Origin of the sequence: Moheibacter lacus (assembly GCF_014042165.1) — a bacterium.
GTDB classification, from domain to species: Bacteria; Bacteroidota; Bacteroidia; order Flavobacteriales; family Weeksellaceae; genus Moheibacter; species Moheibacter lacus.
Genome location: NZ_JACDZE010000004.1, coordinates 149,335 through 168,085, shown reverse-complemented (window position 1 = coordinate 168,085; position 18,751 = coordinate 149,335). Strand labels below are relative to the sequence as shown.

Genomic DNA, 18,751 nt, shown 5'->3' with positions numbered 1-18,751 from the left:
TTAGAACGAACTTTTTAAGGCATTTTTACCTTTAGGTGTTATAAAAAATAGTTTACTATCAGGGATTTGCTTTATAGCAACTAAATCATTTTTGACAAGAAACCCTAAGTCATCATTGACATCTCCCTCAAATAAGGTCTCTATTTCAGTCTCAACTATAGGTTCATTTATTAGTTTTTCTAATATAGTTTGTTGACTATTTGATAACGCAAATACTCCTACATCATCTATAGGATGATTAGGTTCATCAGGAGCATCTGGATGAATTCGAAAAACAACCAAAAAATGTGACCTATCTGCATCAGTAGATAAAATTGGTTTGGGTGATCCATTTGTTTCTAAAGCATTTAAAATAGTTGGAATTCCGGTTGCATACTTTTCTGCTAATCGTAAATTTTTTAACCAATCTCCAAGTTTCAAGTTTCTATAATTCCTTGCGGTTATTTTTAACTGTACCAAAGCATTTTCATCAATTGGCGGAAGAGGTCCAGGATAACTCAATATCTCAATTCTCCGATCATTGCCCGATTTGTATATTCTTATTTCATTTGGAGTAGGATTACCATAACTTCTATGATATAAGGCATTTACAACAGCTTCTTCCAAAGCCTGATAAGGATAATTTACAAAACGATTAGATTCTGCGCGTGATGTATCTTTACGAACGAACTCTTTTATTATATTGTTATTTAAATAGTTCATAATTTGCCTAATCTGAGTATGAACAGGTCCAAGAAACTTCTTTTCAGAATACTTTGTTCCTGCTTCATCATCAAATTCTACTAAGTTTGTAACACAGCCTTCAAAATATTTTTCAGGACTTTTGCAGAACATCAATAAACCTACATTAAGAGGTTTTAAGTTTTCAGCCGTGCCCCTAGCTATTTGCATTTTAAGGGCAAGTTCTGACAGAGGTATTTTAAATGCTTCTTCGTATAAATTACTTTTAATCTCCTGTAAATAAGATTGAATTAGACCTAAATCTAAATCATCAATATTTGATTTTGTATTTACACGATCATCAAAATGTTTGTATGCAGCTAACTCTCTAAGCTGATCTTCCAAAACAGGAGTTGCTGGAATGGTAACAGAAGATGGTCTAACATAAATCCTACGTTGAGCTTTTCCACCGAGTGTACTTGGCGCAGAATATGGTCTTTCTTCACCTGTTGTAACCCAGATTACTATAATATGCTGCTCCTGAAATTCGATAGGTTCTATCGTTGGGAAAATATTAGGTTGAATTTGATGACACAATTGGATAAATTCTTTTTGAATTTTATCAATTTGATTCGCCTGAATTCCATATGGTGGCAAAATAGGTGTTCCTTCTTTCTCGTCAATTCCAACTATAAGATATCCACTTCCATATTCCCTAATATCATTTGCAAATGCACAAATTGTTCGAATAGCCTCTTCGGGATTCCATCCTCTTTTAAATTCAATTCTAACAGATTCTACTGTTCTCGCATTTACAAGATCTTCTATATTTATTGGTAAAGCCATTGTTATTCTATATTTGGATATTCTCTATAAATTTTATCATCAACCATACACCCTCCTTTTGCATAGAAAGGATGTTTTCTGTCAATTGTCGGATCTTTTGGATTTGGGTTAAAAATTCTTTTCCCCCATTGTTTAAAAAAGAAAGCGGTATTCTGTCTTTTACAATTATCTCTTATTGATTTAATCCATTCTTTTTCAACTTTTCTTGCGTTTCCTCCTGATTCTCCACCAACCAGAACCCAGTCAATATCTGTAAAGTCATTATATTTAATCTTGCTCAATAACGGTTCGAATGATATAAACTTTACTTTAGCAAAAGTTTTTTTAAGTATCTCAATCCGTTCAACAAAATCATTATTTTCAACTGAAACACCTAACCATATATTATCTGACCAAAATATAGAATCTGATAAGTCTTTTACTCTTTCAATTCTTTTGGTAAGTATTTGATAAGTATGCTGCGGGGTGTTATTCATGACCGAGAAAATTTTTTTTATATAATCGGTTTCTACTTTATCATGAAACAAATCACTCATTGAATTCACAAATACTATTTGCGGTTTTTTCCATTTCAAAGGATCATTTAAACGTTCGACCGCCAAAGTCAAATCAAACCCATTTCTATATTGATTTATCCCTCTCTTATGCTGCATATTTGCCCATCTTTCTGCATAACAGTTTTTACAACCTGTAGAAACTTTTGTACAACCAGTAGTAGGGTTCCAAGTGACTTCAGTCCACTCGATATTAGACCTGTTCATACTTTCTAAGAATTAGACAGTTCATTCAGACAGTCCGAGGTAGCAGGTGGTTTAGATACTTTATAGTATCTTCTTAGCATTCCATGAAATCGACTGCCCAACCAAGTTTCATCCATAAGAGTTAACCAAAATGAATTCACGGTCTCATTATGTGCTCTTAATCCGGCAATTTTCACAGCTTTATCTAATTCCTTGCTCATTTCATCAACCTCTAATGGTAAAGGATTCTCCTTTATATCCCTATGCATTAGAAGTCTTCTCAAAACATCCTCTCTTTTGAATCGCATGGAATGAAATTCTCCATGGGTTATTAATAAATGCTTAGGTTTAAGTAATATTAATAATGTAGGAAGAATAGGGAGTGTAGATCCACATGTATCTAAATCAATCAAATCAATACGAACCTTATTTACTTTTAGATCCGCAGCAGCATCAATTGCATCACCAATAAAAAAGAAAACCTGTTTTTTTTCTTTTTTATATAATTTCCATAGATTATCCTTTGTATCTATTTTCTCAAACCCCTTCTCGTTAGCTGTTTTTTCAAATTGCTTAAGTTTTGATTTCATCTTCTCAGATGCATATACAGTATCAGCAACGCTAATCCATTCGAAGGTCTGATGCCCAGCTCCTGCATATGCGTCAAAAACTGACTTAGGCTTCGCTACTTGAGCTATTTTCAAAGTAAAATTTTCTTTATGCCCTCTGTAAGATTCTCCAAAAAGATCATGCTTTATACGTAGTTTTCTTACTTTACTTCTAATACTTGGTAAGGTTCTGTTAGGGAATAATTCTCTAAGCAATTTGGCATCAAAAGCTTCTTTTTTAAGATAACTCAATAAAATTACCTCTTCTTCCTCTCCCCATGGAATTGGAATTGTGTTAGCTTTTCTCCTTTCAAGTGCCATTTTAAATCTTATTTTTCAAGTTTAGCTTTCTTCATCATTTCTTCTCTAAATACCTCCATTGAAACATGTGGAACGGGAGGTGCTATACTGTGTACTCTAACCCAATCAGGAGTACCATTGAAAGGGCTCTGTATCCAAAATTGTCCTTGACTAAAACTATTTGCCACATATGCCAGTTCCTTGTCAAGAAATGCATATTGTGCATTTTTAGGATTTATTTTCATTACCACTCTAGTCGGACATTGTTCAGGGACGATTGGATGTAAATCCTGAGGGTTTTGAGTACTTAAAACTAAATTTAATCTGAATTTTCTGCCTTCTCTCGCTAGTTTTTCAAAGTTTGATCTTAATCTACTAAAGACTTCCGCACTACTGCTTGATCCACTTGATTTTGTGGCAGGTATAATTTGGTGAGCCTCATCAAAGAAAACATATGTATTCTTCATTTTTTTCTTTTCTCTATATAACCAACTTACAAGTTGCATTTCCCACATCAATCTTTCATCATGATTTAAATGATCGAGATAGAGAATTGTAGTTCCATCAAAATTAAAATCGTCAAGTGGATTCTTATCTTCTTGCAAACCTATAGGGTCTAAATCAAAATACTCTTCTAAACTTCTTAACGCTCGTTTACTCGCTTCAAATGTGCTTCTATAATAAGATACTCCATTTGTTGGAATGGTAATTTGTGGTGTGGTATTTCTTGTAAGAAGTCTTGAAATTGCTGTTTGTAATCTAGACAAAGATGCTGGTTCTCCACTAGATTTTAGACCTTCTGACAAGTCTTCAATTAACAACGCCGCTTGGTCAGAGCTTGTCCTAAACAAGTATTCTGCATCTCTAGGAGAGTCTAAATCCTGAAAACGCAAACTAATTCTGCGAACATCAACATCTCTTTTCTGTGCTAATTTTATTATAGAAGCAACCTCAGTTTCTGCATAAGAATCTTTTGTCATTGGAACAATCAACCTAAAATTGCCAAATACCATTTTTGCATTCTCAAATTCTTGATCTGTGACCTGCGGTTGCCATCCGCTAGGCGGAATATTTTTGACAAAATCCCAAAAAAGTAGTTGAGAAATATCTCCTTGTACATCAGTCAGAATAACTTTATTTTTTGAATCGTGTTTTCTGATTTCATATGCAAGATTTTTTAGAAAGACTGTTTTTCCAGATCCACTTTCTCCAACAATAAAAATATGTTTATTATCAAGCCTATCAATATCCCATTTGTATTCTATAAATTGTTTGTCATTCCATCCGTAAGGTTTATTTCCAAAACCAATCATTCCTAAATTGAGACCTTCGCTTTTTACCCTTAAAATATCTTTAAGAGTAGGAGAAGGATCACCGTTTTCATTGGTTAATTTTGGGAAGAACAATCTGCTATGCCCAGAAGGGGGTCTTTGAATTGCGGAATCCATGAACTCACGAGGTTTATTCTCAATGCTAGATAACTCCCTTGTTAATGCCACTTGTATAACCATAGGTTGATGAGTGTGTGGTCCATTAATAGAATCTAATGGAAGAGTAGGATCCATCAAACTATCTTCCTGATAAAGCATGCTTGTTCTCTCCGGATTAAATGGAGAAACTGCTTTTAATCCAATAATTCTTCCTGCATACCAAAAATCTCGATACTCATTGGTGGAAACACCATCAGTTTTTCTATCTCTAATTAAGATCGAAGCTCCCAACGCCAATTGAGGCATTTTTTCTGGATCATTAATTATATATTCCGCTAGAGCTCCATTTTCATCTATAGAAAATGGGGTGTTAATATCATGATACGGTTTAGCAACCTCTATATTGTTTGAAATATTATTGTTTACTTCTGTCATCTGGATTCAATTTAAAATTCTATAAGACCTAGCTTTTTCTTTTCAAATGCTGCTTTCATCTGTTGCTCTATAACCCAATGTTCATGATCTAAGACACATCTTTCTGCAGCTGTTTTTATTACTAAAGGGCGATCACCTCCAAGCTCAAATTGCCAAATTGCTATAGAAATGGCAAATTCAACTTGCTCTTTATTTTCTTCCCACATGAATTTTGGAACTTCGATTCTTATAAAACTATAGGGTTTTGACCTTTTGTGATAGTAACATGTGAGGGGTTTTAACCCCCCATAACCTTCTTTTTGAATAATTGGTTCTCTTGTTTTTTCAATATATTCAATTAGTGGGGTTCTATATCCTGGTTTCAATATTTTTTTTAGTAACAGCGCATCTGTTCCAAATGAATTGATGATACCTGTTGTGATATGTTGATTAGGAAAATATTCTTCGATTAAATGTGGATGTGCATTTAATGTGTTAATTAAAACTCTGGAATCCGTTATTTTTGACGATAATGCGATAAACGTCTTATTTTTCTTTGACCACGAAAACAATTTCTGTAAACCATTTTGAATATCAGAAGGTTTACTACTATTTGAAAACAAAGCACCATCTTTAATACAAACTAAGGGGTTTTTATCTGCTATATTAACATCTACGAGCGACAATAATTCTAAAGAGTGTTGGAATTTTACTGCTAACCCTAAAGATTGAGAAGCCGGAGCTTTTTTAAATTTTTCATGATTATACTTGAAAATAAAAGGTTTTCCTTTGCTTTTTACCAAATGATCATATATTGGGCTATCTGTTTTGTCTATTAATTCATTATACGTATGCAGACTATATGCACTATCAAAAATATTACTATCAAGTACTAATAAAGCAGATGATTCTCTACTCTTTGTATAAAAATAAGGTTTCTCAAAACCTTTTGTGTACCTGAAATTTACAATAGAAGATCTGGATAAAATTAAATGAAATGATGTAGTTATTATTCTATTATTAGCTCCGACAATTCCTATTACATTCAATCCATCAAGTGCATTTGAGTCGGGGAGTAAAACTTCTTTGATCGCAGCAGATTCTACAACTTTTATTCTGTCTGAAGAAACTAACATTCCGTCTTCTTCGTCTTCGCCATAAATATCCTGATCAATTGATCTCAACTCCTCTTCTTCAACTGAAGCAAAAGGCAGGTCAATAGGACCCTTAGGTGGTAAAGTATCATACTTTTCACCATCCACTAAATTATCCAAAATGCCATTAAAAGCATTTAATATATCTTTTTGACTATCTTCCATTTTATTTTTTTGAAGACCATAACAAATCTTTTATATCAACTTGTAATGCATTTGCTATATCTAACAATGTTTCTAAAGATGGTTGCATATCATTATTACACCATCTTGAGATGGTAGTTGGATTTTTTTTCATTCTTTCCGCCAACCATTTATTTGTTAGTCCTTTTTCTGCTAATACTACACGAAGTCGATTAATATCGTTATTTGCCATCCTTATAGCCTAATATGTGAATCTATATGCAAATATAGATAAAAAAATAGTGCGATGTTGAGACTCTTAATCATATTGCTACTTCAATAGGCATAATATATTCAGGGCGTTCCTTAATTATAGAAGAATATTCACTCCAAAAGAAAAAAACAGAAAAAAAAGAAAGCCATTCTACTAACGGATATAGGCAATGTTTCACATTTGGTGTTATACTAAAAGAGATTATTAAAACATTGAAAATCAGAACAAATAAAAATTGAATTTGAAAAATAAGAGTGAGGAAATCCCTCACTCTTGTTATATTTATTCTCTTAAACCGCTTAAAAATATGGAAAATCGCACTAAGTGTTTCAGAATTGGTGTTGGCATAAAATGTTCCTATTGCCAGTCTGGAAATTGTATTAAAAATGGTAAAACACTCAATGCTAAATCACGCTACAAATGTAATTCCTGCTTTAAAAGATTTATTTTGAATTATACTTATAATGCTTATCAGTCAAATCTCAACCAACAAATTATCATATTGACCAAAGAAGGATTGGGCATTCGGAGTACGGCAAGGGTTTTGGATATTTCCGCTACTACTTTACTGAAAAGAATTATTTCAATCGCAAACAAAATACCGAGGCCTTTTATCAGCAAAGGAAAAGTTTACGAGGTAGATGAACTGAGAACCTATATAAAAAGCAAAAACCGTTTGGTTTGGATCGTTTATGCGCTGGAAAGGGAAAGCTGGAAAATTGTTTCGTTCAATGTGGGAGCAAGAACCAACAAAACACTGAAAGCTGTTTTGACAACTTTGCAATTATCCGAAGCTAAAAGCATTTATACTGACGGATTAAGGAATTACAAATACCTGATTCAAAAGAAAATCCATAAAGTAATCCGTTTCGGAACCAATCACATAGAACGCTTCAACCTGAATCTAAGAATCCACCTGAAGCGGCTGAACCGCAGAACGATCTGCTTCTCCAAAAGCCCGGTTCTGCTTTCCGCTGTTTTGAAAATCTATTTTTGGAGTGAACTTATAATTTAGGAGATATTTTAGAATTAGTAATGAGCATCAGGACAACCAAAAGGTTTTTCAGTTGCTCCCGACGCTTCGGGATGATTATTTAAATCGTTCGAAAACAGATTTTTCTTTATCAGGTTTTCAAATGTGTTGATGGAAAAAAAAGAATAGAAACGCTATCTTTTGTTTTACGAGACACAAATAATAGTAGCAAAAATTATTATATACTGATCGGTAAATCGGACACTAAATAATTTGTTAGTTTGCAATCCCAAACACCCGAAGCTTCAGCAACACTTTGAGTTTAGTTTTGAAAATGAAAATCCAATTGCTTTTCTTCCCCGAAATTATCTGAAATCCATATACTAAACGAATGGTTTTCATCTGAAACTGCGGTATAGTATAATCTAAATTCTTGTTCCGGTAAAACATATAGATCATTTGGCTGATAAGGAGGGGAATCAAAATACTGTAACATCCCCTCCCCTTCATATTGAAAATATCTGATTTTATAAATCGCCTCTTCAAAATTTCCCTCACTCTGTATTTCTATTCTTATTTCAATTGTTTCTCCTACTGAAATTTCCAACGGAATCGGCATCACGTAAAGTTCAAATGGAAAACTTTGACGAATAGCCAGTTCAGGAGATTCACAACTTTTTATAATCAATAATCCCGTCATAAATATTCCAAAAAGGAGTATTCTCCTAATGTATATTTTGTTTTCTATAGCTTTTCCAAACATACTTGATCTCTTTATAAGTTAAACCTAAACCCCACGCCAACTCCGGGACGTAAAACTTCTAAATCACTACCTATTATTACCTTAACTTTCCCCTTCAGTAGAAAAATGATTTTATCTGAAAAGTAAGTTTCCACGGAAAGAGTACCACCACCGCCATACAAAAAGGAGTCTTTGGAAATAATTACGGCACCATCATTTAACTCCTTATTTCCTTTATTAATCTGCTCATATCCAACCACTAGTGAAGGCATTATATTGACATTGATGAAACCTTTCATAATATCTATCAATCGAAAGCTATAACCTCCTTCCAAAAAATAGGATTCGAGCGGAATCTCTCTATTTTTATAGGAGAATACTTGGTGGTTGTGCTCAAATGATATTAAATTGTAATTGCCGGCTTTTGCATGAATTGTAAAACCGATGGAAATGAAGTATTCCTTCGGAACATTTCCGTCCGATAAAACTCCTGCAGTTACTTCGATACCCTTTTGTCCTTGCACCATTCTTTGTGCAGAAACCAAATTCAAGTTTATAAAGCAAAACATCAATGAATATATGATTGCCATTTTCCAAAAAGCTCTATTCATTTTCATAATTTTATATGCATATCCTTAATCAATTTCGCTTTCAACAAGTCTGAATTCTCAATATGGAGAACCTGATGCCGACTCCCTCCTTCTTCGAAAATTTGAATTCTCAATTCTTTATCATTCGAAATAGTAAAACCCTCCAAAAGAAATACATTATCTATTGATGAATTTCCACTGATCTCTCCCTGTGAATTAAAGATTCTTAATGGCTTTATCATCTTTTCCTGAACTACACTTCGCTTTGCAATTTTCTTATCGACTATATTAAAGCTGAAAAAATCAATGTGAAAAGGAACTTTTGTTTGATTATGAATTTCGGTATGGAGATAATATTTTCCATCGTGAATATAAATCCCCTTTACCTGATACTGAATACCAAAACTTTTAGATCCAATATGTTTTATGTTTCTTTTATTTTTTTCAATTATTGCCTCCATTATCATTTGAGAAACTGAGACGGAGGTGCCGGACAAATCTTCAAAAATCACTTCCTGATGTAAGTTTTTTTTCTGCTCCCGCAATTCACCAGTTATATCAATATTCAGTGTTTCAGGACTTTCACTGTATACAACATCAAAATTGTAAAATTGTCCGTCTTCTGTTATGACCGTAAAATTGGTTTCGGGTTCAAAAAAATGAACGGTAGATTTTATTCGTAAAACATTTTCTGCATCCGGTGCTTTTCCGGCAATTAGATTATCACTTCCCAAATCGACATATCGTATCGCTGAAGGAAAAATGATATGAGATGTTTTTTCAAAAGTTATTTCCAGTTTGAAAGGTTCTATTTTTCCAAATTCTGAATCTACTACCTTCTGACTCCAAACAGTTATGTTCAGTAATAAAACAAACAGAACTAAAAATTTATAATTTATTGATTTCATATTTTTAATTTTAGAGTTAATTTTTAGGTACCAGGAATAATTGGTGACCGGCTTTTAAATATATTTTTGGTGTTTTTGTCTTTTTTGAAAAATATCCTGAAATTCCTTGTATTGCCCCTTTGCTTAAATCTGCAACAATCTGATCAGAAGCAGAGGAATTCATCAGTATTTGTGTTCCGGTAGAATTCCCGAGTTTAGAGGAGATTTCAGTCAATGCATTGAGTTCTGGTAAATTCGGAATATTAAGTCCTGCTTGACCATCCAAATCATATATGCTGATCTCAACCGGAAAAATATTTCCTTCCCGTTCAACAGACGAGATAGTCATTTCCAACCTCCCGTTTTTAATCTGAGAATAACCCATTAAAATCGTTCCTTTTGGTAAAGAATGTCCGGAGAGTATAACATATTCAAGTAAACGGATCTTTATCCCCTGATCCGATGTAATAAACTGATCTTCATGAATACAAGCTCTGATCGTATTTCTTTGCTGATCTCTTAAAATGTCTGAGGTTGGAGTATTAAAAAGATTCTCTACACTTTTAGGTTTTCTCAGACTCGATACGACAATCTTGGATTCAGCTTGAATTTCAGTTATTAATTTTGGATTTCCTAAGTCATTAGTATCTTCTTCTGACACAGTTCCCGGAAAGTATTTTGACGCCATTTCATAAGACTTTTCCATCAATGCCAACTGTGTTTCCAATGGATCTGCTTCTGTTTCCTTTTCTCTTAACTGAGTTTTTAAATAATCTACTTCTTTTTTTAATGCCTCACTCCTATCTGAGCCGGAATAAAAATTACCTAAGGAGTTCTGTATGTTTTTATAACCTTCAAAAACTGGTTTTTGAACAGGCGCATTAATTGTCGAGGAAATGGAGTCATGCAGATAATTATCTTCTATATTATCATTGCTATCTGATTGAAAAAAATCGGCTAAACTTGCCATCACCTTTCTTTTTTCCTGTTCACGCTCCCTTAAAATATCTTCTTCATAGGCCTTTTTCTTATCAGATTCAAGCCTAGTTTCGCTTGCTTGTGGAACTTCATTGAAAATTTCATTTTCCAGAGTATTTTGCTCATCTTCTGGAAAGAATATCCAAATCATTGCGCCAATAAATAAAATACCCAGAAATGTATACAATCCAAATTTCTTTAGTAATGGCCCAACCTCCACCGGCTCCTTTTTTAACAGGATTTCTTTCCCCTCCCGGACATCCTTCAATCTTATACCTGTTTTTATTTCTTTACTTTTCTTCATAGCTTTCTTATTGATAATTTTTAAATGGGAGACCCGGTAAAATGGGGCTCTGCATTCGTTTTATCTCTAACTTTTGAGAACTGCGATTTTCTTTAAACCAGGCCTCACCTATTACAACAGCAGTTAAAAGGACATACAGCAGTAAAACAATTCCAATCCATGTCCGTTGTTTTTTAACCGAAAGCTCATTCCAGATTTTTTCCAACTTATCTTCCCACTCCCTGATTTTAGCTTGTATATTTTTCATAAACTATTGTCTTTGTATAACCTGTATATTTTTATTTTCCTTTATTGCAAACTTCTCGATTGTAAAACCCTGCGGGTTTGTATCCGATCTTACAGCATTTACCAAATTACAAGCTGTTATGAGGCTCCGCTCAGTAATATTGCTTGAACGTATGATGTATTGACGTGCGTAAGCAATCACCTGATAGGGATATTGGTTAAAATCACATTGAATGCTGTCGATTTCAATTCTTTGTTGCACATTCCCTGATATGATTCGGTTGTAATACCCCTTTTCAGCTAAATCTTTATAATAATTAAACACCGTTTTATCCGCCAGATAAAAGGCTCGGCTCATGTTACTTTCAATCGCATTTTTATCCGGCGACAGAGTGAAAAACAATTCATGAAACCTTCGGATATGCTCGCGTGCCTCTACCGGTCGGTTAATACTGGCATCTTGAGACAAAGCCAGCATCAGAGATTTGCCCTCATCCAATACGTAAATTTTTTGTCTTTGAGCTTCTGCAAAACTGTAGGATTTCCAGATGGCAATGCCTGTAATTATTGTACACAACAGTGCAAAGACGAAAATGAATAATCTTAACTGGCGAAAGCTATTCTCTATATTTCTTAGTACTTTGAATTCCATTCTTATTTATTTCAATAATTGTCCGCCTACTTTATTAGCTACCGTTGCAGATCCTCCAGTAGCGACATTTCCTGCTGCTTGAGCAGTACGATTGATGTTCCGCCCGAAATTGCCCATGCCCCCAGCTTGAATAACCCAACCAGTTACCGTCGGAATGGTGAAATAACCTATAATGCCGATTATCATAAAAATGATATAAACAGTATTGGATGGATCTGGAATAAAATCGGGATCTGATAATTTATCAATATCGCTTTCAATTATTAGAGATTGAATCCTAGCTAGCATTGCACTGAACAAATCGGCTACAGGTAACCATAAATAAACACTCACATATCGTGTGATCCATTGGGTCATAGTGGATTGAAAACCATCCCAAACCGATATAGCAAAAGCTATGGGTCCTAAAATGGAAAGTACGATGAGGAAAAAGGTTCTGATGGTGTCGATCACCAATGCGGAAGCTTGAAACAAAACTTCTAAAATTTCGCGGAAGGAATCTCTGATGCTTTTTTCCACATTATACATACTCCTTTCAATGTACATTCCGGAGATCGTGATTAAGTCGGATGGTGACCAACCCAGCTCCTCTAACTTTTTATCAAACTCTGCATCGGAAACCAAATACGCTGTTTCGGGATTGCGGAGCATAGCTTCTCTTTCCAATAAATCTTTTTGTTCCTGTAAAAGGTTTAAATCCAATACCTGATCCTCTAAGATTCCATGTGTACCGGAAACAACCGGACTTAATACTCCGTTTATGGTTCCCAATACAATCGTCGGAAAAAACATAACACATAAACCGATGGCAATGGGACGTAGCAATGGAAAAACATCTACCGGTTCAGCTCTGCTCAATGCTTGCCATATTCTTACTGCGACATAAAACAAAGCTCCTAAGGCTGCTAATCCTTTTGCCAACCCGGCCATCTCTGCCGATAATGGCAGCATCTCATCATAAAGGGAGCGGAGGATTTCGTGAAGGTTTTCAAATTCCATAAGGCATACTTCTTAAATATTTACCAGTACTTTTGACCCGAGGTTCCATACAACTCCAATACTCTTCGGGTATCGTTTTGTTTTTTGGCCCGCAGATAACTCACCGAAATATTTTTGTTTGTATAATACCGAACCAGATTATAGTATTCCTGAACCTCAGCATATACTTTGTCAATGATGTCAATTCTTTCTTTATCATTCATTGACAATGAACTGCTGTTTATGATTTGCTGTAAATCACTTAAAAGATTCGCGCTTTCATTTAAAAGTTGTGAGTATCCAAATGCGATGGCAGATAATTCTTCTGCCGAGAAATTGGGATCATTCATCATCTTCTCGAAATTGCTTACATACATGTCTGAAATATCTCCCACCATTAAAACGGTTTGCTGAACTTTACGGGCATCCTTAACCAAATCATTTACCGCCTTAAGCGCGTCGTAATATTCTTTTCCCTGCTCATAAACTTTCTTTACTTCCTTGAAGTTTTTTATCACATTTGAAACCGTGGACGAAGTCTGGACGATTTCGTTGGCACTATTGATAATCCCTGAGGCCAAATTGGCGGGATCCGTTACTATCCATTGCGCTTTTGTTGCGGGTGAGATTGCCAAAAGAACAGCAACTATCACCATAAAAATTCCTTTTTTCATTTTTCTGATTTTAAATTGTTAATTCACTAATGTTTCTCTTCTTTTAGATGCTATCTGCCGGATTGCATCTTCTACATTTCCATCTAACTTTTCAGCTAGTTCCATCACTTCGATCTTTTCACTCTCTTCTGTTGTATAAGCCAAATACTCTTCTAAACTTACTTCGGTTGCGTACACAGCAGAATGAGTTCCACTCAAACCAATCCATACCTCTTTGTAATTTCTGTTTGAGTCATTGTTCATATTAATTGACAAAACCTGAGCTTTTTCTTTATCGGTAAGTCCTAACATCGCCTGGATTTCATCGAACTTGTTCATGTACTTCCTTTGATCCAATAATATTTTGCAATCTGAATTATTGATTATACTTTCTTTGACAATGGGAGATTGAATGATGTCATCTACCTCTTGGGTTACTACGATTGCTTCCCCAAAAAACTTACGTACTGTTTTGAATAGGTATTTGATATATTCTGCCATACCTTCTTTGGCTATGGCTTTCCAAGCTTCTTCAATCAATATCAGTTTACGTACGCCCTTTAACCTGCGCATTTTATTTATGAAGACTTCCATAATGATAATGGTAACTACAGGAAACAAGATTTTATGATCTTTGATTGCATCAATCTCAAATACAATGAACCGTTTATTTAATAAATCTACTTCCTCCATAGAGTTTAATAAATAATCATATTCTCCTCCTTTGTAATAAGGCTCCAGGACATTTAGAAAATTGGCCAGATCAAAATCCTTTTCCCTAACATTCTTTTCATCTAGAATCTTTTTATAATCCGTTTGGATGTAATCATAAAAACCATTGAAAGACGGAAATTCATCCTCCTGTTTTATTTTCTCAATGTATCCGCTCACCGCATTTGAAAGAGCTACCTCTTCGGCACGGCTGGGTGGTTCGTCATCTCGTTTCCAAAGGGTAAGAATCAGTGTTTTAATACTTTCCTTTTTTTCGATATCAAAAATTCCATCATCGGTATAAAAAGGATTAAAAGCTATTGGATTTTCTTCTGTGTAAGTAAAGTAAACACCATCTTCTGCTTTCGTTTTTCCTTTGATCAATTCACATAAACCTTGGTAACTGTTTCCTGTATCTACCAATAAAACATGTGACCCTTGTTCATAATATTGACGTACCATGTGGTTGGTAAAAAAGGATTTCCCACTTCCTGAGGGTCCTAAAATGAATTTGTTTCGATTGGTAATAATTCCCTTTTTCATGGGTAAATCGGAAATGTCCAAATGAATGGGCTTTCCGGTCAGGCGATCTGCCATTTTGATTCCGAAAGGAGATGGAGAACTTTGATAATTGGTTTCCTGCGTAAAAAAACACAAGGCAGGTTCAATAAATGTATAAAAGCTCTCTTCACTGGGAAAGTCACCTGCGTTACCGGGAATACCTGCCCAAAATAATGTAGCCGTGTCGGTTGTATTATGTCGCGGCCGACATTCCATTAAAGCCAATGCGCTACCTGTATCGTTTTTAAGCTTTCTGAATTCCTCCTCATCTTCTGCCCACGCCAGGACATTAAAATGTGCCCGGATGGAAGTTAAACCATGGGAATGTGCTTCGTTTAAATATCGATCAATCCACTCTTTATTAATTTGGTTACCACGACTATAGCGTGCCAGAGATTGCATGTTCCTTGCTGATTTTTCAAAACGACTCAGATTATCTTCACTGTTGTCTATGAATAGATATTGGTTATAAATGTGATTGCAATTCAATAAAAGTCCAACAGGTGCTGCAAAAGATAAAAGACAATCGCTTCGATCAGTGGAAAGCTTTTCATAACGAGAATCTACCTCTACTGTTGATGGCAGGTCGTCAGTGTCGGAAAGGACGTGCAAGCACAACCTTTTTTCCCCGACCCTTACTTCCCCGGATCCCAATGCTATATCCAGCATAGGTGATCCGTTTTTAACCGATAAGGTTAAATATTGCTCCAATAGTCCTTTTTCTTCAGCGGTACCGATTATTTGATTTTCTCTTAATCGTCTTAGTTGTATGAAGCCGGAATCATTGAGTATTCTTTCAAATTGAGAAACCGCTTCCATAAACTTTCTTACCGTTTCGAAATCTCTGACTTCCTTGGGAATCAGATTTCCTTTGCAAAGCGTAGAAAAATTACTTTGCATACGCATCCTTTCCTTTGTCGTTTTAGTGATAAATAAATAAGCATGATGATTCAAGAAAGGACGCTCATAAAAATGACGGTGATAGGAATGATTTAAAAAACTTTCCTGACCCGTCTGTTCAGATTTATAACTTTCCTTGATAAACCAATCCTTCTTATGAACCACCGTATAATCGGGTAAAGTTTTAACTGCTTTATGCCAGGCAGAATGAATGGCCTGATATTCCGCAGATGCCACCGTAAAAAGTTCCGGTAGTTCAAGCTCGAAACAAACTGTAATTTCTGCCTGCTTGGAAATAATACAATCATTTTCAATTGCCAGTAACGGAAACCTACTTTCCAAAGTTGTGATTTTGGATCTGCTTCTCATTTGATTATTGCATTTTTATTCGTTAGGAAAAAGCGGCGAACTGATTTACGGCGTACGATATAGTGTGGATGCTTACGCAATGCTCCCAGTTTCATAAGTCCGTGCTGACCGTACTTTTTATTGAGGGAAAAGGTCTGCCAGATGATGATGCTTGCACATACAGTCCCTGAACCAATACAGAAGTAAGTATTAACACCCGCCATATAGAGAATCATAACCAGAATTAAGACGCCCAACAGACCTCCCGCAAAAATAAAGAGGTATTGAGCCTTCAACCCTTTGAACTCCACAGTCCTACCTATTCCTTTATTGATCTGAAATTCTTTCATCTTTTTATAAAAAGAAGGCTTGTAAAATGGTGGCCGCTACGATCAAAAAAATACAGGCGCCGAACCAACTGGCTGCTGTTTTACTGGTATCCGGATCTCCATTACTAAATTTATTATAAACCTTTACCCCGCCAATTAAACCTACCACAGCTCCTATAGCATAAATGAGCTGAGTGGCCGGTTCAAAATATGAGGTGATCATTTGCGTGGCCTCGTTTATCCCTGCAGCTCCATCCTGTGCATGCAATAAGCCCGTTAAGAAAAAGACTCCAACAAGGATGACTTTTTTAATGATAACTTTTTTCATTTTCTAAGTTTTTGATGAATTAATCTTTTAGCAAAACTATTGGGATTTAAAAGTCATTTATTAGTTCTGGCAGCGGTAGGAAGCTTATGGCTTTTGTTGACTTAGTTGAATAAAAAAAGCATTGATTTCTCAATGCTCCTTTCTTCTTCTTTACTTTAAATTAAACAAAATCCTCAATATTAAACTCATCTTCTTCCTGAACCTGCCCAGAGGAAGAACCGGGTTTTGTCTCATCGGGAAGATGCATTGCCAATAATTTTGCAATCTTTTTGGATGCTCCCTCCCGGGCGTTTTCCAGCAAATCAAATAATTCGGTTCCTTGTACTTTACGAAGGGTAGTTATAGTGGCTTCCTTTTGAGTTTGCGTGCTTAAATCCTGACTTAAAACACTCTCCGCTTCTACCAGTTCGTTAAAACTCACTCCGGTGAATAAACCTATATCTGTATTGCCCGCTTCACTTACCTGACGCATTTGTTTTTCCTCTTCTTCCCAGTCAGGCTCCTGTATGAAATCTTCTTCCAGTCCTTCCGGCAGGCTATCATTATTCTTTGATCCAAAATTAATGGGTCTAGTGACTACTATGTCAACTGGGCATTTTATGTCCTGGTTTGGCTCCAAAGTTCCTATTACAGTTTTCGTTTCGCCCATTATATCTGCCGCATTTCTTTTCTCCACTGGTCCGTAATCTTCATTTCTTTTTGAAATTCTTTCAAATAGCATCAATCCTATCACAGCCCAAATGGAAAATAATATCAATAAGTCCATTATAAAATCGGTTTGTATTTTTCATTGTAGCTTTTGACAATCTGATCGCCAAACTCTTCAAAATGATATTCGAGTAAATTATCCAGATACGCATAAATACTCGTCTTATCTTCTCCAATAACTTGAACTATCCTGTTCAATCTATCATGGAATTCAGGTCGTATATAAACGGTTTTTCCATTTCGCGCGCTCGTTTCTGACTTCTTAAAAAAAAGTTCCTCATAATTATTGTTCTGTTTTTTCTTAGGATTACGCTTCTTTTCTTTGTCGATGGCTTCTGGATTATTTGTATAAAATTCTGTTAATTCCATTCCTTCTTTTTTAATGCCCTCCACCATTAAATCCATCATCAATTCTTCACTTAAATCCGGGATCTTTTTTCTCTCTTTCTGCTTTTCTTTCATTTTCTTTCTAATTCTGTGATTGCAATAAACTCTTTTATAAACTCCTCCATCCCTGAAATCTTCATCAATCTTGGATCGGGAGGCAGTATGGCGGAACGAAAGACATTTTTCGTCGTTAATTCACTTTCTTTTCGAAAACGGGCACTGCTTTTAATTATACTTTTCATACATCTTAAGCCCAATTCAAAAATTAAATCATTGTAAACTTCATATAAAATGGTGCGTTCCCTACCATCGACCTGATTCCAAAATAATTGTATACTTTTAAGAGAACTGTCCCCTCTCTTCATTATTACTTCCTGGATTAATTGGGAAAAAACAAGACTGCTTTCCATTATGAATCGATCTGCCGTAATAGGTGTGAAAATATAATGCATGCCGGCCAAAGCATTTAAAATGCCCGGAGTATTAACCGTGCCGGGAAGATCAAAAAATACAATGTCCGGCTTAATTTCTGACTCGTCAATATATTTTGAAGCTGCTTCCAATACACCTTCCGCCTTGTGCTGAATGATAGGATAAGCTTTTTTACCAATTGTACTAAATTGTTTGTAAGCTTGCCTTTTTAAAACCTCATTTTTCATCACAATCTCAAGATCCCTTTCTTTCATTTTTATAAGACTATGTTGGGGAAAGTCAGCGTCAAAAACAACTACATTATATCCTAAATAGTAGTGCAAAATACTCGCAGTTAAAATTGTAAAGGTGCTTTTTCCAACTCCTCCCTTTTGAGATGAGAAGGCTATAAATTTTGTTTGATTTTTATTTTCCATATGCTATTAGCTTTTTGTTTAAATATTTGAATACTTCGGTTTTCATTTAGTGATACATTCATAAGGCTGCATACTTAAATCCATGAACTCGTATTTACAT

General features: G+C 35.1%; 21 protein-coding genes. 1 reads left to right on the top strand and 20 read right to left on the bottom strand.

Annotation, left to right across the window (positions count from 1 at the left end; translation table 11 throughout):
* Genes HU137_RS11390 through HU137_RS11365 form a run of 6 tightly spaced genes read right to left on the bottom strand, consistent with a single transcriptional unit; the run spans position 1 to position 6,528 of the window.
* Positions 1-1,506 (bottom strand): RNA-binding domain-containing protein, encoded by a 1,506-nt coding sequence (locus HU137_RS11390; RefSeq protein WP_182043974.1) that lies wholly within the window; start codon positions 1,504-1,506, stop codon positions 1-3.
* 2 nt (positions 1,507-1,508) lie between these two features.
* The gene (locus tag HU137_RS11385) at positions 1,509-2,267 is read right to left on the bottom strand and encodes a DUF5131 family protein (RefSeq protein WP_182043973.1); all 759 of its coding nucleotides are present in this window, start codon (positions 2,265-2,267) and stop codon (positions 1,509-1,511) included.
* Positions 2,268-2,272: 5 nt separating this feature from the next.
* A complete protein-coding gene (locus tag HU137_RS11380; RefSeq protein ID WP_182043972.1) occupies positions 2,273-3,175 on the bottom strand; it encodes a hypothetical protein in 903 nt (300 codons plus the stop codon).
* 8 nt (positions 3,176-3,183) lie between these two features.
* Positions 3,184-5,019, bottom strand: coding sequence for an ATP-binding protein (locus HU137_RS11375; RefSeq protein ID WP_182043971.1), 1,836 nt, complete (start codon positions 5,017-5,019; stop codon positions 3,184-3,186).
* 11 nt (positions 5,020-5,030) lie between these two features.
* Positions 5,031-6,317 carry a hypothetical protein gene (locus HU137_RS11370; RefSeq protein WP_182043970.1) on the bottom strand — a complete coding sequence of 429 codons (1,287 nt, stop codon included), beginning with the start codon at positions 6,315-6,317 and terminating at the stop codon, positions 5,031-5,033.
* A gap of 1 nt (position 6,318) precedes the next feature.
* Positions 6,319-6,528: a helix-turn-helix transcriptional regulator gene (locus tag HU137_RS11365; RefSeq protein WP_182043969.1), complete on the bottom strand. Its 210-nt coding sequence runs from the start codon at positions 6,526-6,528 to the stop codon at positions 6,319-6,321.
* 328 nt (positions 6,529-6,856) lie between these two features.
* Here HU137_RS11365 and HU137_RS11360 point away from each other — a divergent pair, with 328 nt between their 5' ends.
* Positions 6,857-7,564, top strand: coding sequence for an IS1 family transposase (locus tag HU137_RS11360; protein WP_220457224.1), 708 nt, complete (start codon positions 6,857-6,859; stop codon positions 7,562-7,564).
* 280 nt (positions 7,565-7,844) lie between these two features.
* On the opposite strand, the gene HU137_RS11355 is transcribed toward HU137_RS11360, so the two are convergent.
* From HU137_RS11355 to HU137_RS11290, 14 genes are all read right to left on the bottom strand, one after another.
* The gene (locus tag HU137_RS11355) at positions 7,845-8,285 is read right to left on the bottom strand and encodes a DUF3872 domain-containing protein (RefSeq protein ID WP_182043968.1); all 441 of its coding nucleotides are present in this window, start codon (positions 8,283-8,285) and stop codon (positions 7,845-7,847) included.
* Between the two features lie 11 nt (positions 8,286-8,296).
* Entirely contained in the window at positions 8,297-8,875 is a 579-nt protein-coding gene (locus tag HU137_RS11350; RefSeq protein ID WP_220457223.1) for a conjugal transfer protein TraO, read from the bottom strand.
* 2 nt (positions 8,876-8,877) lie between these two features.
* Positions 8,878-9,762: a conjugative transposon protein TraN gene (gene traN, locus HU137_RS11345; protein WP_182043967.1), complete on the bottom strand. Its 885-nt coding sequence runs from the start codon at positions 9,760-9,762 to the stop codon at positions 8,878-8,880.
* 16 nt (positions 9,763-9,778) lie between these two features.
* Positions 9,779-11,023: a conjugative transposon protein TraM gene (traM, locus tag HU137_RS11340; RefSeq protein ID WP_182043966.1), complete on the bottom strand. Its 1,245-nt coding sequence runs from the start codon at positions 11,021-11,023 to the stop codon at positions 9,779-9,781.
* Positions 11,024-11,030: 7 nt separating this feature from the next.
* A complete protein-coding gene (locus HU137_RS11335) occupies positions 11,031-11,270 on the bottom strand; it encodes a hypothetical protein (RefSeq protein WP_182043965.1) in 240 nt (79 codons plus the stop codon).
* A gap of 3 nt (positions 11,271-11,273) precedes the next feature.
* The gene (traK, locus tag HU137_RS11330) at positions 11,274-11,900 is read right to left on the bottom strand and encodes a conjugative transposon protein TraK (protein WP_182043964.1); all 627 of its coding nucleotides are present in this window, start codon (positions 11,898-11,900) and stop codon (positions 11,274-11,276) included.
* Between the two features lie 6 nt (positions 11,901-11,906).
* Positions 11,907-12,899 (bottom strand): conjugative transposon protein TraJ, encoded by a 993-nt coding sequence (gene traJ, locus HU137_RS11325; protein WP_182043963.1) that lies wholly within the window; start codon positions 12,897-12,899, stop codon positions 11,907-11,909.
* Between the two features lie 20 nt (positions 12,900-12,919).
* On the bottom strand, positions 12,920-13,552 hold the full coding sequence (locus HU137_RS11320) for a DUF4141 domain-containing protein (RefSeq protein ID WP_182043962.1): 633 nt from the start codon (positions 13,550-13,552) through the stop codon (positions 12,920-12,922).
* An 18-nt stretch (positions 13,553-13,570) separates the two neighbouring features.
* On the bottom strand, positions 13,571-16,072 hold the full coding sequence (locus tag HU137_RS11315) for a TraG family conjugative transposon ATPase (protein ID WP_182043961.1): 2,502 nt from the start codon (positions 16,070-16,072) through the stop codon (positions 13,571-13,573).
* Positions 16,069-16,401, bottom strand: coding sequence for a DUF4133 domain-containing protein (locus HU137_RS11310; protein WP_182043960.1), 333 nt, complete (start codon positions 16,399-16,401; stop codon positions 16,069-16,071). The genes HU137_RS11315 and HU137_RS11310 overlap by 4 nt, the downstream gene beginning before the upstream one ends.
* Positions 16,402-16,405: 4 nt before the next feature.
* Positions 16,406-16,708, bottom strand: coding sequence for a DUF4134 domain-containing protein (locus HU137_RS11305; protein ID WP_182043959.1), 303 nt, complete (start codon positions 16,706-16,708; stop codon positions 16,406-16,408).
* A gap of 160 nt (positions 16,709-16,868) precedes the next feature.
* Entirely contained in the window at positions 16,869-17,474 is a 606-nt protein-coding gene (locus HU137_RS11300) for a hypothetical protein (RefSeq protein ID WP_182043958.1), read from the bottom strand.
* On the bottom strand, positions 17,474-17,878 hold the full coding sequence (locus HU137_RS11295) for a DUF3408 domain-containing protein (protein ID WP_182043957.1): 405 nt from the start codon (positions 17,876-17,878) through the stop codon (positions 17,474-17,476). The genes HU137_RS11300 and HU137_RS11295 overlap by 1 nt, the downstream gene beginning before the upstream one ends.
* A complete protein-coding gene (locus HU137_RS11290; protein WP_182043956.1) occupies positions 17,875-18,651 on the bottom strand; it encodes a ParA family protein in 777 nt (258 codons plus the stop codon). The genes HU137_RS11295 and HU137_RS11290 overlap by 4 nt, the downstream gene beginning before the upstream one ends.
* Between the last annotated feature and the right edge of the window lie 100 nt (positions 18,652-18,751).

Excerpts from the sequence above, each read along its gene's own strand:
- HU137_RS11390 (WP_182043974.1), bottom strand. The coding sequence starts at position 1,506 with ATGGCTTTACCAATAAATATAGAAGATCTTGTAAATGCGAGAACAGTA.
- HU137_RS11385 (WP_182043973.1), bottom strand. The coding sequence starts at position 2,267 with ATGAACAGGTCTAATATCGAGTGGACTGAAGTCACTTGGAACCCTACT.
- HU137_RS11380 (WP_182043972.1), bottom strand. The coding sequence starts at position 3,175 with ATGGCACTTGAAAGGAGAAAAGCTAACACAATTCCAATTCCATGGGGA.
- HU137_RS11375 (WP_182043971.1), bottom strand. The coding sequence starts at position 5,019 with ATGACAGAAGTAAACAATAATATTTCAAACAATATAGAGGTTGCTAAA.
- HU137_RS11370 (WP_182043970.1), bottom strand. The coding sequence starts at position 6,317 with ATGGAAGATAGTCAAAAAGATATATTAAATGCTTTTAATGGCATTTTG.
- HU137_RS11365 (WP_182043969.1), bottom strand. The coding sequence starts at position 6,528 with ATGGCAAATAACGATATTAATCGACTTCGTGTAGTATTAGCAGAAAAA.
- HU137_RS11360 (WP_220457224.1), top strand. The coding sequence starts at position 6,857 with ATGGAAAATCGCACTAAGTGTTTCAGAATTGGTGTTGGCATAAAATGT.
- HU137_RS11355 (WP_182043968.1), bottom strand. The coding sequence starts at position 8,285 with ATGTTTGGAAAAGCTATAGAAAACAAAATATACATTAGGAGAATACTC.
- HU137_RS11350 (WP_220457223.1), bottom strand. The coding sequence starts at position 8,875 with ATGAATAGAGCTTTTTGGAAAATGGCAATCATATATTCATTGATGTTT.
- traN (WP_182043967.1), bottom strand. The coding sequence starts at position 9,762 with ATGAAATCAATAAATTATAAATTTTTAGTTCTGTTTGTTTTATTACTG.
- traM (WP_182043966.1), bottom strand. The coding sequence starts at position 11,023 with ATGAAGAAAAGTAAAGAAATAAAAACAGGTATAAGATTGAAGGATGTC.
- HU137_RS11335 (WP_182043965.1), bottom strand. The coding sequence starts at position 11,270 with ATGAAAAATATACAAGCTAAAATCAGGGAGTGGGAAGATAAGTTGGAA.
- traK (WP_182043964.1), bottom strand. The coding sequence starts at position 11,900 with ATGGAATTCAAAGTACTAAGAAATATAGAGAATAGCTTTCGCCAGTTA.
- traJ (WP_182043963.1), bottom strand. The coding sequence starts at position 12,899 with ATGGAATTTGAAAACCTTCACGAAATCCTCCGCTCCCTTTATGATGAG.
- HU137_RS11320 (WP_182043962.1), bottom strand. The coding sequence starts at position 13,552 with ATGAAAAAAGGAATTTTTATGGTGATAGTTGCTGTTCTTTTGGCAATC.
- HU137_RS11315 (WP_182043961.1), bottom strand. The coding sequence starts at position 16,072 with ATGAGAAGCAGATCCAAAATCACAACTTTGGAAAGTAGGTTTCCGTTA.
- HU137_RS11310 (WP_182043960.1), bottom strand. The coding sequence starts at position 16,401 with ATGAAAGAATTTCAGATCAATAAAGGAATAGGTAGGACTGTGGAGTTC.
- HU137_RS11305 (WP_182043959.1), bottom strand. The coding sequence starts at position 16,708 with ATGAAAAAAGTTATCATTAAAAAAGTCATCCTTGTTGGAGTCTTTTTC.
- HU137_RS11300 (WP_182043958.1), bottom strand. The coding sequence starts at position 17,474 with ATGGACTTATTGATATTATTTTCCATTTGGGCTGTGATAGGATTGATG.
- HU137_RS11295 (WP_182043957.1), bottom strand. The coding sequence starts at position 17,878 with ATGAAAGAAAAGCAGAAAGAGAGAAAAAAGATCCCGGATTTAAGTGAA.
- HU137_RS11290 (WP_182043956.1), bottom strand. The coding sequence starts at position 18,651 with ATGGAAAATAAAAATCAAACAAAATTTATAGCCTTCTCATCTCAAAAG.